General features: G+C 66.3%; 14 protein-coding genes. 11 read left to right on the forward strand and 3 right to left on the reverse strand.

Annotated elements, in window-relative coordinates:
- Window positions 1-2: 2 nt before the first annotated feature.
- Entirely contained in the window at window positions 3-1,151 is a 1,149-nt protein-coding gene (locus ACFFJ6_RS00485) for a transporter substrate-binding domain-containing protein (RefSeq protein ID WP_378383238.1), read from the reverse strand.
- 351 nt (window positions 1,152-1,502) lie between these two features.
- Window positions 1,503-1,925, reverse strand: a complete 423-nt coding sequence (locus ACFFJ6_RS00490) for a MarR family winged helix-turn-helix transcriptional regulator (protein WP_378383240.1) — start codon at window positions 1,923-1,925, stop codon at window positions 1,503-1,505.
- A 240-nt stretch (window positions 1,926-2,165) separates the two neighbouring features.
- Here ACFFJ6_RS00490 and ACFFJ6_RS00495 point away from each other — a divergent pair, with 240 nt between their 5' ends.
- The 10 genes from ACFFJ6_RS00495 (at window position 2,166) to ACFFJ6_RS00540 (ending at window position 12,908) form a co-directional block, all read left to right on the forward strand.
- Window positions 2,166-3,443: an amidohydrolase/deacetylase family metallohydrolase gene (locus ACFFJ6_RS00495; protein ID WP_378383242.1), complete on the forward strand. Its 1,278-nt coding sequence runs from the start codon at window positions 2,166-2,168 to the stop codon at window positions 3,441-3,443.
- A gap of 91 nt (window positions 3,444-3,534) precedes the next feature.
- A complete protein-coding gene (locus ACFFJ6_RS00500; RefSeq protein ID WP_378385676.1) occupies window positions 3,535-5,826 on the forward strand; it encodes a xanthine dehydrogenase family protein molybdopterin-binding subunit in 2,292 nt (763 codons plus the stop codon).
- On the forward strand, window positions 5,823-6,653 hold the full coding sequence (locus tag ACFFJ6_RS00505; RefSeq protein WP_378383244.1) for an FAD binding domain-containing protein: 831 nt from the start codon (window positions 5,823-5,825) through the stop codon (window positions 6,651-6,653). Before ACFFJ6_RS00500 ends, ACFFJ6_RS00505 begins: the two co-directional genes overlap by 4 nt.
- Entirely contained in the window at window positions 6,650-7,837 is a 1,188-nt protein-coding gene (locus tag ACFFJ6_RS00510) for a xanthine dehydrogenase family Fe-S subunit (RefSeq protein ID WP_378383246.1), read from the forward strand. Before ACFFJ6_RS00505 ends, ACFFJ6_RS00510 begins: the two co-directional genes overlap by 4 nt.
- Window positions 7,838-7,917: 80 nt before the next feature.
- Window positions 7,918-9,069, forward strand: a complete 1,152-nt coding sequence (locus ACFFJ6_RS00515) for an ABC transporter substrate-binding protein (protein WP_378385678.1) — start codon at window positions 7,918-7,920, stop codon at window positions 9,067-9,069.
- Window positions 9,070-9,137: 68 nt separating this feature from the next.
- Entirely contained in the window at window positions 9,138-10,010 is an 873-nt protein-coding gene (locus ACFFJ6_RS00520; RefSeq protein ID WP_054161342.1) for a branched-chain amino acid ABC transporter permease, read from the forward strand.
- Complete coding sequence (locus tag ACFFJ6_RS00525; protein WP_378383249.1) at window positions 10,007-11,041, forward strand: branched-chain amino acid ABC transporter permease; 1,035 nt, start codon at window positions 10,007-10,009, stop codon at window positions 11,039-11,041. Before ACFFJ6_RS00520 ends, ACFFJ6_RS00525 begins: the two co-directional genes overlap by 4 nt.
- A complete protein-coding gene (locus tag ACFFJ6_RS00530; protein WP_378383251.1) occupies window positions 11,041-11,847 on the forward strand; it encodes an ABC transporter ATP-binding protein in 807 nt (268 codons plus the stop codon). The genes ACFFJ6_RS00525 and ACFFJ6_RS00530 overlap by 1 nt, the downstream gene beginning before the upstream one ends.
- Window positions 11,840-12,544, forward strand: a complete 705-nt coding sequence (locus ACFFJ6_RS00535) for an ABC transporter ATP-binding protein (RefSeq protein ID WP_378383253.1) — start codon at window positions 11,840-11,842, stop codon at window positions 12,542-12,544. Before ACFFJ6_RS00530 ends, ACFFJ6_RS00535 begins: the two co-directional genes overlap by 8 nt.
- Complete coding sequence (locus tag ACFFJ6_RS00540; protein WP_378383255.1) at window positions 12,537-12,908, forward strand: Rieske (2Fe-2S) protein; 372 nt, start codon at window positions 12,537-12,539, stop codon at window positions 12,906-12,908. Before ACFFJ6_RS00535 ends, ACFFJ6_RS00540 begins: the two co-directional genes overlap by 8 nt.
- 3 nt (window positions 12,909-12,911) lie before the next feature.
- On the opposite strand, the gene ACFFJ6_RS00545 is transcribed toward ACFFJ6_RS00540, so the two are convergent.
- Window positions 12,912-13,757: an alpha/beta hydrolase gene (locus ACFFJ6_RS00545; RefSeq protein WP_378383257.1), complete on the reverse strand. Its 846-nt coding sequence runs from the start codon at window positions 13,755-13,757 to the stop codon at window positions 12,912-12,914.
- 176 nt (window positions 13,758-13,933) lie between these two features.
- Between ACFFJ6_RS00545 and ACFFJ6_RS00550 the strand changes: the two genes are divergently transcribed.
- On the forward strand, window positions 13,934-14,671 hold the full coding sequence (locus tag ACFFJ6_RS00550; protein WP_378383259.1) for a GntR family transcriptional regulator: 738 nt from the start codon (window positions 13,934-13,936) through the stop codon (window positions 14,669-14,671).
- Window positions 14,672-14,749 lie beyond the last annotated feature (78 nt).

The raw sequence follows: 14,749 nt of genomic DNA on the forward strand, positions 1-14,749 counted from the left end.
GGTCACGACGACAGCACCCAGTCGCTTGCCGGCTCGTGCCGGGCGCGGCTTTCGAGCATGAATGGATCGGGCGGCTCGCGAACCAGCGCATCGTGCACGATCCGGTAGCGGCCCGCCGCGTCGAGGCGGGCGACCCGCGGCCACAGATGCGTATGATTGGTGCCGCGGTCGATCCGGACGCGGCCCTGCGGCGCGTCGTATTCGACCTGCCACAACGCCGGCAGCAGATCGTCGAGGTGGTCGCTGCCGCATTGCTCCAGCGCGGCGGCAAACAGGTACATCTGGAAATAGGCGGCTTCTGCCGGCGCCGTTACCGGCTGAGCGGCGCCATAGCGCGCCTGATAGGCCGCGACGAAGCGGCGCGCCGCCGGCGTGTCGAGGCTCTGGAAGAACGGCGCGGCGGTGACGTGACCCTCGGCGACGTCGGGGCGCATCTGCACGAAGTCCGCCTCGCTGGTAGACTGGCTGGCGATCGGCAAGCGGCGCCCGTCGAAGCCTGCGTCCTTGAATGCGGTGAAGAACGGCACGATGCCGGCGCCGACGATGGTGGAGTAGATCACCTCGGGCGCCGTCGCGGAAATCCGGTCGAGAATCTTCCCGATATGGTCGGCGGTGAGATCGAGCGGCACATACATCTCTTCGACCGCGCGGCCCCCGGCGGCGGCGAACAGGTCGGCGATGATGCGGTTGGATTCGTAGGGATAGACGTAGTTCGAGCCGACCAGGAATACACGCTTGCCGTGGTGCCGCGTCAGATAGTCGACCAGTTGCACGGAGTTCTGGTTCGGCGCGGCTCCGGTGTAGATGCAGTGGCGCGAATATTCGAACCCCTCATAGAGCGTCGGGTAGAACAGCAATGCGCCACGGGCTTCCACCAGTGGCAGCATCGCCTTGCGCGTGCTCGACATGTGGCCGCCGAACAGAACCCGCACGCCGTCCTCGTCGATCAATCGCGCGGTCAGTTGTGCATAGCGCGCGGGCGTCGACGCCGGATCGTACACCACGGGCTCGATCGGACGGCCGCGGACGCCGCCGGTGCCGTTGATCTCCTCGATCGCCAGCAATGTCGCATGGCGCTGTGTGCGTTCGATCGCCTCGGTCACGCCGGTCTGCGAAAACAGCACGCCAACCCGCCAGGGCTCAACTCGCATTCCTGCCACCTACCAACGCCGTCGCTGAAGACCGGCGGAACCACACGTCTCGCTGCGCCCAGATTCGAGAGGGGAGCAACATCGTGACGCTTCCGCCTTTGCTTCAATGAAAGGGGCCGACTTCCGAAGCGCCGATTGTCTGCGGGCTTCGCCGCGGTTTCAAGCCAGCGGTGGATCGCGAGGCGCCAAAGAGGAGAACCTCAGCACAGTGTGAGTCGATCTGCTCGTGGCTGCGTGGCTGCGGCGATGCGAACTCATCATGTCTCGACATCGTGGGTCGCGATTGGTCGCGATGACCTATCGCGGCGCCTAGATGCTGTGCAGGCGCGTCCGAAAAATCGGCAGGCGATCTCATTCGAGAACGGGCGCGCTGGTGTCCTGGTTGGCGTTGCGATCGACGATACGCTGCATCATCGCGATGAGCTGCGTGCGCTCGCGGTCGGAAAGCCCTTGTAATGTCGCTTCGTGTGCGTCCCGCGCTGCGCCTTCGATCCTGGCGAGTAAGGCCGCGCCCGACCGCGTCAACCGGCACAGCCGCGCACGCCGATCCGCGGTGTTGATCGGGCGCTCGATCAGATTGCGGGCTTCGAGCCGTTTCAGCGCGCCCGTCGTGGTGGTGCGGTCGAGCGCGATATCGGCCGCCAACGTGGTCTGATCCGCCGTTTTCCGGGCCGCCAGCGCCGACAGCAGGCTGTATTGCAGCGGGGTGACTTCAAATTGACCACACGCTTGCTGAAACAGCGCGACGTGAATCTGGTGGAGCCGCCGGATCAAAAAGCCGGGGCGCTGGGCGAGCGGCCACGGCTCGTGAGTGGTCTCGCTGACGCGCGAATGCCTCTGCCGCAAGCTGTTCTCTCCATCTTTGCACGCCGGGCCAGCCGAAGCCGTTTAGCGGAACTGAGTAGCGCGATTCGCTACGTCCTTCGTCTCTTAGACTTTGGCATAAGGCTTGCTAGATGCAAATGCGAAGCATGCTTCGTAATTTGATCCGGGTCTTCGAAGGAGAGCGTTCCGATGTCGGTCAGTGCCAGCTTTGATCTTCTGTTGCGTGGCGGGCGGGTGATCTGTCCCGCGTCCGGCATCGATGGTGCGTTCGATGTCGCGGTGCGCAGCGGAAAGATCGCGGCCGTACAGAAGGACATTCTGCCGTCGAGCGCCAAAGAAGTAGTCGATGTTGCCGGGCAGTTGGTGCTGCCCGGATTGATCGATACGCACGCGCATATCTATCAATATGTCTCCGGCCGCTTCGGCATGAACCCCGACATGGTCGGCGTCCGATCGGGCGTCACCGCGCTGATCGATCAGGGCGGTCCGTCCTGCATGACGCTGCCGGGCTTCCGTCACTTCATCGCCGAGCCGGCCAAGTCGCGCGTCTACGCCTTCCTGTCGGCCTATCTGGTCGGCGGCCTCGAGGGTCATTACTACCCGCAGCTCTACAGCCCGGAGGGCGTCGATATCGACGCCACCGTGAAGGCGGCCCGCGCCAATCCGGACATCGTGCGCGGCATCAAGGCCCATGCGGAAATCGGCGGCTTCGCGCGCTGGGGCATTCGCGTCATTGAGATGGCGGCGGAGATCGGCCGGCAGGCGGACCTGCCGGTCTACGTGCATTTCGGCCAGCTCTGGGGCCTGCCCGAGAGCGGTGCCAATGGTGAGGATGCCGACACCATCCTGACCCGCGTCATTCCGCTGCTCAAGGAAGGCGACGTGCTGGCGCATCCGTTCACGCGGCACCCCGGCGGCTTCATCAATCGCGAGGGCGTGGTGCATCCGGTGATTCAGGCGGCGCTCGACCGCGGCCTCAGGGTCGATGTCGGCCACGGCAGTCACTTCTCCTATCGGCTCGCCAAGATGGCGATCGCTGGCGGCATCGTGCCGACCACGCTCGGCGCCGATATTCACGGCTACAATACGCATGTGCCGGCGCCGGCCGGCACGCCCGATCAGCACGAGGACGAAGAGAATCATCCGTTCGCCGGGCAGGCCAAGTTCAGCCTGGTACAGGCGATGAGCTCGATGATGGCGCTCGGCCTGTCGCTCGAGCAGGTCGTACCGATGGTCACCGCCAATCCGGCCAAGATGATCGCGCGCTCGGACGAGATCGGAGCGTTGAAGGTCGGCATGGCAGCCGACGTGTCGGTGCTGACGCAGCGCCCCGGCCGCTTCGTGCTGCGCGACAACGAGAATACCGAAGTGATCGCCGACAGCCTGCTGCAGCCGGCGTTCTGCCTGCGCGCCGGTGTTCGCTACGACGCCGACGCGTCGATCCTCCCCGAAGCCGTCGCGGCCTGAGGAGAACGTGGTGCACGGACGGATCGACCAGCATCAGGGTGGCGGGCAGGGGGTCGGCGCGCGGCTGACGCGCAAGGAGGACGATCGCCTGATGCGCGGTCGCGGCCAGTATGTGGCCGACATCCGCCTGGCCGGCATGCAGGACGTCGCCTTCGTGCGGAGTCCGCTGGCCCATGCCCGGATCCGCGGCATCCATGTGCCCGAGATCTATCGGGATCGGGTGTTCACTGCCGCGGATCTGGTCGGCGTGAATCCGATCCGCGCGGTGTCCGGTCTGCCGGGGTTCAAGATCTCCGAACAGCCCGTGCTGGCAAGCGGCAAGGTTCGCCAGGTCGGCGAGATGATCGCGATGTGCGTTTCGCCGACCCGGGCGGAGGCCGAGGACATCGCGGCTGCGGTGGTGCTCGATCTCGAAGAACTGCCGGCCGTGCACGACATGTTGCAGGCGCGCGCGCCCGGCGCGCCGCTGATCCACGAGCATTGGGGCGACAACGTCTTCCTCGAGACCAATTTCGAGGTCGATATCTCGGCGGCGCTGGACGCGCCCATCAAGGTGTCGCGCGAGATCACCACAGCGCGGCAGTGCATGGCGCCGCTCGAAGGGCGCGGTGCGGTGGCGACGTTCGATCACCGGCTCGACCAGCTCACGGTCTACACCGCGGCGCAGATGCCGCACATCAATCGCACCGGGCTCTCCGAGTGTCTCGGCATGGACCAGGGCCGCATCCGCGTGGTTTCGCCTGATGTCGGCGGCGGGTTCGGCCAGAAGGGCATCCTGTTGCCCGAAGAAGTCTGCCTGTCGTGGCTGACGATGCGGCTCGGCCATCCGGTGCGCTGGATCGAGGACCGCCGCGAAAATCTCACCGCAAGCGCAAATTGCCGGGAGCATCACTACAAGATCACCTTGTACGCGGATCGCGACGGCAGACTGCGCGGCATCGACTGCGAGGCCACGGTCGATTCCGGCGCGTACTCGTCCTATCCGTTCTCCGCCTGCCTGGAAGCGGCGCAGGTCGCCAGCATCCTGCCCGGACCGTATGTGATGCCGGCCTATCGCTGCCGCACCTACTCGGTCGCGACCAACAAATGCCCGATCCTGCCGTATCGCGGCGTGGCGCGGACCGGCGTCTGCTTCGCGCTGGAATTGATGCTCGATCTCGTCGCGGTCGAGGCCGGGCTGGAGCCGAGCGAAGTGCGGCTGCGCAATCTGGTGCAGCCCGAGCAGATGCCGTTCGACAATATCACCAACAAGCATTTCGACAGCGGCGACTATCCGCAGGCGGTGCAGCGCGCGCTCGCCGCTATTGATCTTGAAGCCGTGCGCGCACGCCAGCTGCGCGGCGAGCCGGACGGCCGCCGCATCGGTCTCGGCCTCTCGATCTATTGCGAGCAGGCAGCGCATGGCACGTCCGTGTATTCCGGCTGGGGCATCCCGATGGTGCCCGGCCACGAGCAGGCGACCGCGCGGCTGACGCCGGACGGGGGGCTCGAACTGCGCGTCGGCGTGCATTCGCACGGCCAGAGCATGGAAACCACGCTGGCGCAGGTCGCGCACGAGATGCTCGGTATCGATGCCGGGAAGGTGCGCATCATCCTTGGCGACACGGCGATGACGCCGTATTCGACCGGCACCTGGGGCTCGCGCTGCGCGGTGATGGCGGGCGGCGCGGTCGCGACCGCCTGCGGTGATCTTGGTGATCGCATCAAGCGGATCGGCGCCAAGCTGCTGCAGCAGGAGGTCGCCGATGTCGAGCTGCGCGACGGCGAGGTGCGCGGCCCCAACGGCAGCGTGACGCTGCGCGAGATCGCCCACACCTGGTATCGCCGCCCGCAGGACCTGCCGAAGGATGTCGATCCCGGCGGTCTCGAAGTCACCTCGGGCTACAAGCCGCAGCGCGACAGCGGCACCTTCAGCTACGCGGCGCATGCCGCCGTCGTTGCGGTCGACCCCGATCTCGGCACGGTCGAAATCCTCGACTACGTCATCGTCGAGGACGGCGGCGTCCTGATCAATCCGATGGTGGTCGACGGCCAGATTTTCGGCGGCCTCGCGCAGGGCATCGGCACCGCGCTCTATGAGGAGATGCCGTTCGACGCCGCGGGCCAGCCGTTGGCGACGACTTTCGCCGACTATCTGCTGCCGGGCCCGACCGAAGTGCCGGCACCGCGGCTCGACCACATGGAGACGCCGTCGCCCTATACGCGGTTCGGCGTCAAGGGCATCGGCGAGGGCGGCGCCATCGCGCCACCCGCCGCGATCGCCAATGCCGTCAATGATGCGCTGAGGCCCGTTGGCGCCGAGCTGATGCGCTCGCCGATCTCGCCGCATCGCGTCGTCGAGGCGGTGATCGCGGCGCAGGGCGCCGGGAGGGCGGCCGCATGAAGCCGGCTCCGTTCGACTACGCACGCCCGCGCGACCTCGCCGCCGCCTTGGCGCTGCTCGGCAGCAACGCGAGCGCAAAGGTGATGGCCGGCGGTCAGTCGCTGGGCCCGATGCTGAACCTGCGGCTGGCGCAGCCGGAGCAGATCGTTGACATCACCGCGATCGACGAGCTGAAGCAGGCCGAGATCAGCGGCGATGAGTTGGTGCTTGGCGCCTGCGTCACCCACGCCGATATCGAAGACGGCCGAGTGCCAGATGTCACAAGCGGTGCCATGCGCAGCGTCGCTGGCAATATCGCCTATCGCGCCGTGCGCAACCGCGGCACGCTCGGTGGCTCGCTCAGCCATGCCGATCCGGCGGCCGATTGGGTGTCGGTGCTGACCGCGCTCGGCGCCCGGCTGACGCTGCGAAGTGCGTCCGGAACGCGGCAGGTCACGCTGTCCGACTTCATTGTCGGCGCGCTGCAGAGCTGTTTGCAGCCCGGCGAACTGGTCGCCGCGATCCATATTCCGAAACGTTCAGCATCGTCTCATTGGGGCTACGTCAAGACCTGCCGCAAGACCGGCGAGTTCGCCCACGGCCAATGCGCGTTACTGATCGATGGGGACGCAGGCAGCGCACGGATTGTGATCGGCGCGCTCGACGCGGCTCCGATCCTGATCGCGGAGCCGGCGGAATTGTTCGGCGGTCGCATCGGCGCCGACTACAAGACGCGGTTCGATCCGGGCGTTGCTGACCGACTGCTCGTCGCCGCCGGCGTCACCGATGCCGTGCATCGCCACATTCATCTCACCGTGCTGAAGCGCGCGCTGCAGGAGGCCGCATGAGTTCGCTGGCGCTCACGATCAATCGTCGCGCGGTCGATCTCGCCGCCGAACCACGCACCAGCCTCGCCGACGTGGTACGCGATCATCTCGATCTCACCGGCACGCATCTCGGCTGCGAGCACGGCGTCTGCGGCGCTTGCACGGTGCTGATCGACGGCGTGCCGGCCCGGTCGTGCATCACGTTTGCAGCGGCGTGCGACGGCGCGGCCGTCACCACCATCGAGGGGCTCGACGACGACGAGATCGCCACCGAGCTGCGCGCCGCGTTCACGCGCGAACACGCGCTGCAATGCGGTTACTGCACCCCGGGCATGCTGGTGTCGGCGCGCGACCTGGTGCTCCGTCTGCCGGATGCGGACGAGCAGGCCATCCGCGTCGGCATGAGCGGGAATCTCTGCCGCTGCACCGGCTATGTCGGCATTGTCCGCGCGGTGATGTCGGTGATTGCGTCGCGTCGGACGCGCGGCATCCTGCCCGTGGCCGGTGGCGGTCGCACGACACTCGGGCCGGCAGGATCTGGACATGGTGCGACCAGGGCTGATCTGCGAGTCGCGACGGCGCCGACGATCGCGGGAGTGGTGACGTCAGCGGCGAACATCGCGATCTCCGATTTCGCGCCGGCTGCGACGATCGAGCAGGCGTTCGAGGTCCAGCATTCGCCGGAAGAAGTGGCCCTGCTGTTCAATGACGTGGCTGCAGTTGCTGCCTGCCTGCCGGGAGTCGTGCTGACCAGTGCTGCGGACCCGGCGCGGATCGAAGGTGAAATCCGCGTGCAGGTCGGGCCGATCGCCGCACAGTTTGCCGGCGTCGCCCGGATCGAGCGTGCTGCCGACGGCCTCTCGGGCCGGATCATCGGCACCGGCAATGACCGCCGCAGCCGGTCGTCGACGCAGGGCGAGATCCGCTATCGGCTGATGCCGGTGGGCGGTCGCCGTGCGACGCGGGTCGGCCTGACGATCGGCTACACGCTGACCGGTCTGCTGGCGCAGGTCGGGCGCAGCGGTCTGGTCCGCGATCTGGCGCGCCGGCTCGTCGAGCAGTTCGCCGCCAATCTCGAACGCAAGCTGTCCGGCCAGGCGGTCGGGCCTGCTGAAGCCGATCAACATCTCAACGGTCTTGCGCTGCTGCTGGGCCTGATCAGGGCGCGGCTGCCGCGCTGGCTGGGAGGGACGTCCCGCGATTAGCGGCGAGTGAAGTCGACTTGCGCCGGACGCCGGGGGCGGCGTCCACCGGAACAACAAACGATCACGGAGAAACGAGAATGATGCGACACTTGCGGACTGCTTCTCTCATCGCTGCGGCCACGGCGTTCCTGATGGGGTCGGCCTCGGCCGAGACCATCAAGATTGGCGTCAACGAACCGCTGACCGGCGCCTTCGCGGCGTCCGGCACCTACGTCGTCAACGGCGCCAAGATCGCCGCCGACGAGATCAACGCCAAGGGCGGCGTGCTCGGCAAGCAGATCGAGCTGGTGATCGAGGACAACAAGAGCAACCCGACGGAGGCGGCCGCGGTCGCCGAGAAGCTGATCACCCGCGACAAGACGCCGGTGATGATGGGCGCCTGGGGTTCGAGCTTGACGCTGGCGGTGATGCCGAAGCTGATGGAATACGAAGTGCCGATGGTGGTCGAGACTTCGTCGTCGGGCAAGATCACCACCACGGGCAATCCCTACATCTTCCGCATCTCTCCGCCGTCGGCGATCGAGGCTGCCGCGTTCGCCAAGATCGTCGACAAGCTCAGCCTGAAGAAGGTCGATTTCCTGGTCATCAACAACGACTGGGGCCGCGGCGCCGCCGAGGACTTCGGCAAGATGATGAAGGAGAAGGGCATCGGCGTCGGCCTGGTCGAGACCATGGACCAGGGCGCGCAGGACATGAGCGCGCAGCTCTCCAAGCTGAAGGGCTCGGACTCCGAGACGATCATCGTCACCGCTGCGGTCGATCAGCTCACGCTGCTGTTCAAGCAGGCTGCCGCGCTCGGCCTGAAGAAGCGGATCATCACCACCGGCGGCTCGCAGAATCCCGACCAGATCATCGCGCAGGCCGGCGCTGCCGCGAACGGCACGATGCACCTGACGACGTTCCTGCCGTGGTTCCCGGACAAGACGCCGAACCCGGAAGCGACCACGTACTTCGTCTCCGAATGGAAGAAGCGCGGCTTCGATTTCGCCGGCTGCACCGAGAGCTTCCGCGGCTACGACGGCATCCGCACCGCGGCGGCCGCGATCGAGAAGGCCGGCAAGGCCGAGCCGGCCGCGATCAAGGCGGCGCTTTGGGACATCAAGCTGAAGGGCCTCAACGGCGACATCGCGTTCCAGAAATCCGGTCCCGCCGGCAAGGAAAGCGGCCAGAGCCAGCCCAACGTGTACCTGATCGAGATCGCCGACGGCAAAGTCGGCATGAAGGATCTCTGATCGCACGACACGACGACCGACGAGGCGCGGCCCGCGCCTCGTCCTTCCCTGGCACGTGAGGATCGACCTTGGGTGAATTTCTTCAGCATCTCATCAACACGCTCGTGCTCGGCGGCACCTACGCGCTGCTCGGCATCGGCCTCACGCTGATCTTCGGCATCATGAATGTCGTGAATTTCACGCACGGCATTCTCTACACCTTCGGCGCCTATGTGATGTTCATCGTGGTGCAGAAGTTCGAACTGAACTTCTTCGTCGCCTTGCCGCTGGCGATCGCCAGTGGCTGGGCGCTCGGTGCTCTTGTGGAACTGACGCTGCTGCGGCCGCTGCGCGGCTCCGACATCGACACCACCATGCTGGTGATGATCGGCGCCTGGATCGCCATGCAGTCGGCGACGCTGTGGGTGTGGGGCGGCGTCGCCAAGTCGGTGCCGACGCCGTTTCCGGATGCGCCGCTGGAGATCGGTCCGGTTTCCGTATCGTGGCTGCGGCTGTTCGTGCTGATTGCCGCCGGCGCGCTGATCGTGCTGACCTACGTGCTGATCAACCGCACGCGTCTCGGCAGCGCGATGCGCGCCACGTTCCAGGATCAGGACACGGCGGCGCTGATGGGCGTCAACGTCAACCTGATCTACACCTCGACCTTCGCGATGGGCTCGAGCCTCGCTGCCGCGGCCGGTGCGCTGCTGGGCCCAGTCTATGTGGTCTATCCGGCGATGGGCGATCTCGCCGCCGTCAAGGCGTTCGCTATCGTCATTCTCGGCGGACTCGGCAACATCACCGGGGCGGTGATCGGCGGCTTCATCCTGGCGCTCGCCGAAGAACTGGGCGCCGGCTACATCTCGTCGGGCTATCGCGACGCGATGGGCTTCCTGATCATTATCGCGGTGCTGATCTTCCGCCCGACCGGGCTGTTTCCTCGTGCGGAGCGCGTCGGATGAAACTGCTGCTGTCGATCGTCATCATCGCCGCGCTCGTCGCCGTCCCGCTGTGGCTGAGCGATCCTTATCTGCTCAACGCGCTGATCACCACTGGGATCTTCGTGATCGGCGCGATGAGCCTCAATCTGCTGCTCGGCTTCACCGGCCAGCTCAGCCTCGGCCATATCGCGTTCTTCGGCATCGGCGCCTATGTCAGCGCGCTGACGTCGCTCGGCTTCGACGTTGCCCTGCCGTTCGGGCTCCGCGTCGTGCATGAACCGTGGCCGCCGCTCGCCGGCTTCGCGATCGCCGTGCTGGTGTCGGCGCTGTGCGGCTATCTGGTCGGGCGCCTGTCGTTCCGGGTGCGCGGGGCGTATTTCGTCATCGTCACCATCTCGTTCGCCGAGGTGGTGCGGCTGGTGGCGTTGAACTGGGTCGAGCTGACGCAGGGGCCGCTGGCGTTGACGAGCATTCCGCCGATGCAGGTGAGCTTTCCGGGGATCGGCGAGTTCACCTTCCGCACCAAGCTGCACAACTACTATCTGGTGCTCGGCATCGCCGTGCTCTGCTATCTGCTGATTGCGCGGCTGGTGCACTCGCATGTCGGGCGGGCGATGCGTGGCTTGATGGAGAACGAGACGCTGGCGGTGTCGATCGGCATCGACGTTACCAAGACGCTGACGCTCGCCGCGGTGGTGTCGGCCGGCATTTGCGGCGCGGCCGGCAGCCTCTACGCCCACTACATGAAGATCATCGATCCGGAGATCTTCACCTTCATCAACACGGTGACGATGGTGATCATGGTGATCACCGGCGGCAAGGGCACGCTCGCGGGGCCGGTCGTCGGCGGCCTGATCTTCGGCCTGATGCCGGTGGCGCTGCGGCCGGTGATGGCCCCGGAGGCGCAGTGGATCGCTTACGGCAGCGCGCTGATCGTCATCCTGTTCATCATGCCGCGCGGCATCGTGCCGGCGATCATGCAGTGGTTCCCGCGCATGAAGCCGGTGACTGCGCCGAGCTTCGCCAAGCGCGGCGTCGAGGAGAGCGCATGATGACCGCTGCAACGGCCGTGAAGCAGCCTGCGGTGCAGACCGCGCTCAGCGTCGACAAGGTCGCGATGCATTTCGGCGGCCTGGTGGCGATCTCCGACATGACGTTCTCGGTCGGCGAGGGCGAGATCGTCAGCCTGATCGGCCCGAACGGCGCCGGCAAGACCACGGCGTTCAACGTCGTCACCGGCTTTCTCACCCCGACGCACGGCGATGTCACCTATCGCGGCCGGTCGCTGCGCGGAATGAAGCCGCAGGCGATCGCCGATCTCGGCCTGATCCGCACCTTCCAGCGCACCAGCGTGTTTCCCAATGACACGGTGTACGACAACGTGCTGATCGGGCTGCATCGCCGCGGTCGCGTCGGCGTGCTGCCCTCGGTGTTGGGCCTGCCACGGGTGCGGCGTCTCGAGACCCAATTGAAGCAGCAGGCGGCCGAACTGGTCGACTATGTCGGTCTTGGCCGCCGCGCGGACGACCTGGCGGGCTCGCTGTCCTATGGCGAGCAGCGGCTGGTCGGCGTGGCGCTGGCGCTTGCCGCCGAGCCGTCAATGTTGCTGCTCGACGAGCCGGTGTCGGGCATGAACGCGTCGGAGACGCACACTTTCGTGCAACTGATCCGCAAGATCCGCGATCGCGGCATCACCATTCTGCTGGTCGAGCACGACATGCCGATGGTGATGAGCGTGTCGGACCGGATCGTCGTGCTGAACTACGGCCGGATCATCGCTGAGGGGACGCCGGAGGTGATCCGCAACGATCCTGCGGTGATCGAAGCCTATCTCGGCCAGGGTGTGAAGCATGCTTGAGCTCATCAATGCCGTGTGCGGCTATGGCGGCGTCACCGCGCTGCAGGGGATTACGTTCGAGGTCAAAGCCGGCCAGTTGGTCGCGCTGATCGGCGCCAACGGCGCCGGCAAGAGCACGACACTGCGGGCGATCTCCGGCCTGGTGCCGCTGCGCGCCGGCGCGCTGCGGTTCGACAACGAGGTGCTCACCGGCGCGCGGCCGCCGCGAATCCTCAAGGCCGGCATCGCGCATTGCCCGGAAGGTCGCCGCGTGTTTCCGCACATGACGGTCGAGGAGAACCTCGACATGGGTGCTTACTTGCGCAGCGACCGCTCCGAAGTGGCAGCTGATCGCGATCGAATCTATGGTGAGTTTCCGCGGCTCGCCGAGCGCCGCAAGCAGGCCGCCGGGACGCTGTCGGGCGGCGAGCAGCAGATGCTGGCGATCGGCCGCGCGCTGATGAGCCGGCCGCGACTGGTGATGTTCGACGAGCCGTCGCTTGGTCTCGCGCCCAACATCGTCGAGCGGACCTTCGCGATTATCCGCCGCATCCGCGACACCGGCACCACTGTGCTGCTGGTCGAGCAGAACGCCTTCGCGGCACTCGACATGTGCGACCATGCCTATCTGCTCGAAGGCGGCCGGATCGTGCTGTCGGGCAGCGGCGCCGAGCTGATCGCCAATCCGCATGTCCGCAAGGCCTATCTCGGTGCCTGACGACTGGACGACTGGAGCTGGACACACGCACGAGCAGTGGCTTCCGGTCTGCAGTCTGCCGCGCCTGACATCCGCCGGCATCGTGGCGGTGCGCGTTGCTGGCGTGGATTTGGCGTTGGTCGCCGATGGTGGTTTGGTGTCGGCCTGCGAGCGGGCTTGTCCGCATGAGCAGGCCGATCTGGCCTGCGGGCACATTGTCAACGGGCGGCTCGCCTGTCCGCGCCATGACGCGTCGTTCAGCCTGGTCGACGGCGCGATCTCGGATGGCTGGCCGAGCCGGCCGCTGCGGCTCTATCCGGTACGAGTCGAACGCGGCGAAGTGTTCATCAACGCCGCGTGTTTGAGATCCGGGCGCGAGGCCTAAGCCTTAACTGACCAGCTCACGCGCGGCTTTCACCAGCGCGCCGTCGGGCTTGCGCAGTTCGGCGAGGATCGAGAAGTGATCGTGGCCGGGAAGCGATAGCAATCGCCCGGGCGCACCCGCAGCTTCGCGCTGCGCGTGCAGATTCACCGAGTCCAGCACCAGCGCCGGCAATTCGTTGGCGCCGTACGCGAGATCGAGGCGCTTGTTAATGACCGGCAGACGGATCGGTGACAGCTTTTCGATCTCGTCATCGGTGAGTTGCAACGCCTTGTTCAGGCCGGTGTCGCGGATCGGGCCGAGATCGAACACGCCGGAGATCGACAGCCCCGCGGTGACCAGCGGATGGTCCAGCGTGATTGCCACCAGATGACCGCCGGCCGACCATCCCGACGTCACTACCGGACCGGCGACGCCGTGCTCGGGACCGTGCGCGGCGAGCCAGTCGAGAGCGGCGCGGCTCTCGTCGACGATGGTGGTCAGCGACACATCGGGCGCCAGCGAGTAGCCGAGAATCGCCATCGACCAGCCGTGCGCGGCGATGCCTTCGACCAGCATGGCGAACAGTTCGCGCGAGTTCTTCTGCCAATAGCCGCCATGCCAGAACACCAGGCACGGCGCATCGCGCTCGGCCGCGGGATAGAGGTCGATCTTGTTGTTCGGGCGCGGGCCATAGGGCAGGTCGAGCACCGACTTCAATGTGGCGCGCGCCTGCGCCGACGAGGAGTTGCGCTCGGCGATTAGCTCGGGGCTGTTCTTGACGGCGCTGTTATTGTCGTAGGCCGCGTCACGCTCGCTCTGCGATAGCTGCGCCCAGTTGGAGCGGGGATCGGCAGGGCGGTTGGTCGTCATCGCGCGTCATTCCTTGTTGGTGTGTTCTGATCGACCATGGCAGCAAAGCGCCGTACGTGTCGATTGCATTTTTGCGGCATCTGCCGTATCGCGCATCAGTCTTGCTACGCGTCGCAAATTGCATTCGGCTTGCTGCTGTGGCAATTCATCAGGATAGTTCAGCGGCGTCGAAGACCATGGCCGACAAACCCGGAGCGCCCGATCGCGGCGCGGTGATCTACAAGGCGCTGTGGCACGCCATCATCGAGCAGGCGCTGCAGCCCGGCGCCAAGCTGCCCGAGGATGCGATCGGCGAGAAGTTCGGCGCCAGCCGCACTATCGTGCGCGCGGCGTTGGCCCGGCTGGCGGCCGAAGGCCTGGTCGAGCTGCGCCGCAATCGCGGGGCGGCAGTGGCGACGCCGAGCTGGAACGAGGCGAGGGATATCTTCGACGTGAGGATCGGCCTCGAACGGCTGGTGGTCGCGCGGCTCGCCGGCAGGCTGACCCGCGAGCAGATCAAACAGCTCAAGCAGCATGTCGACGCCGAGGAAGAGGCGCGCGGCAGCAACGTGCCGCTGTCGATCCGGCTGGCGACGGACTTTCACATCAAGCTTGCGGGAATGACGGGCAATCCGGTGCTCGAGCGCTATGTCAGCGAAGTCGCGTCGCGCTGCGGCCTGATCCTGGCGCGGTTCAGCCGGCCGCATTCGTCGGATTGCGCCGTCAGCGAGCATCGCGCCTTGATCGCGGCGCTGTCGTCCAACGACGTTCCGGCGGCAATGACGCTGATGGATCACCATCTCGACGCGGTGGCGGACCGGGCGATGATCTTCGAACAGCCGCAGCCCGAGCGCGACATTCAGGACATCCTCGAGCCGTACGTGAAGGATGCCGCGCAGGTAAAGGGCAAGAAGGCTTCTTCGAGAAGGACGTAGTGCCTCTCAGTTCGTCATTGCGAGGAGGCGAAGCCGACGAAGCAATCCAGCGCCGTGCGCGGCATTTCTGGATTGCTT

Origin of the sequence: Rhodopseudomonas telluris (assembly GCF_042432815.1) — a bacterium.
GTDB classification, from domain to species: Bacteria; Pseudomonadota; Alphaproteobacteria; order Rhizobiales; family Xanthobacteraceae; genus Rhodopseudomonas; species Rhodopseudomonas telluris.

Excerpts from the sequence above, each read along its gene's own strand:
- ACFFJ6_RS00530 (WP_378383251.1), top strand. The coding sequence starts at position 11,041 with ATGACCGCTGCAACGGCCGTGAAGCAGCCTGCGGTGCAGACCGCGCTC.
- ACFFJ6_RS00500 (WP_378385676.1), top strand. The coding sequence starts at position 3,535 with ATGCGCGGTCGCGGCCAGTATGTGGCCGACATCCGCCTGGCCGGCATG.
- ACFFJ6_RS00510 (WP_378383246.1), top strand. The coding sequence starts at position 6,650 with ATGAGTTCGCTGGCGCTCACGATCAATCGTCGCGCGGTCGATCTCGCC.
- ACFFJ6_RS00485 (WP_378383238.1), bottom strand. The coding sequence starts at position 1,151 with ATGCGAGTTGAGCCCTGGCGGGTTGGCGTGCTGTTTTCGCAGACCGGC.
- ACFFJ6_RS00505 (WP_378383244.1), top strand. The coding sequence starts at position 5,823 with ATGAAGCCGGCTCCGTTCGACTACGCACGCCCGCGCGACCTCGCCGCC.
- ACFFJ6_RS00535 (WP_378383253.1), top strand. The coding sequence starts at position 11,840 with ATGCTTGAGCTCATCAATGCCGTGTGCGGCTATGGCGGCGTCACCGCG.
- ACFFJ6_RS00495 (WP_378383242.1), top strand. The coding sequence starts at position 2,166 with ATGTCGGTCAGTGCCAGCTTTGATCTTCTGTTGCGTGGCGGGCGGGTG.
- ACFFJ6_RS00525 (WP_378383249.1), top strand. The coding sequence starts at position 10,007 with ATGAAACTGCTGCTGTCGATCGTCATCATCGCCGCGCTCGTCGCCGTC.
- ACFFJ6_RS00545 (WP_378383257.1), bottom strand. The coding sequence starts at position 13,757 with ATGACGACCAACCGCCCTGCCGATCCCCGCTCCAACTGGGCGCAGCTA.
- ACFFJ6_RS00515 (WP_378385678.1), top strand. The coding sequence starts at position 7,918 with ATGCGACACTTGCGGACTGCTTCTCTCATCGCTGCGGCCACGGCGTTC.
- ACFFJ6_RS00550 (WP_378383259.1), top strand. The coding sequence starts at position 13,934 with ATGGCCGACAAACCCGGAGCGCCCGATCGCGGCGCGGTGATCTACAAG.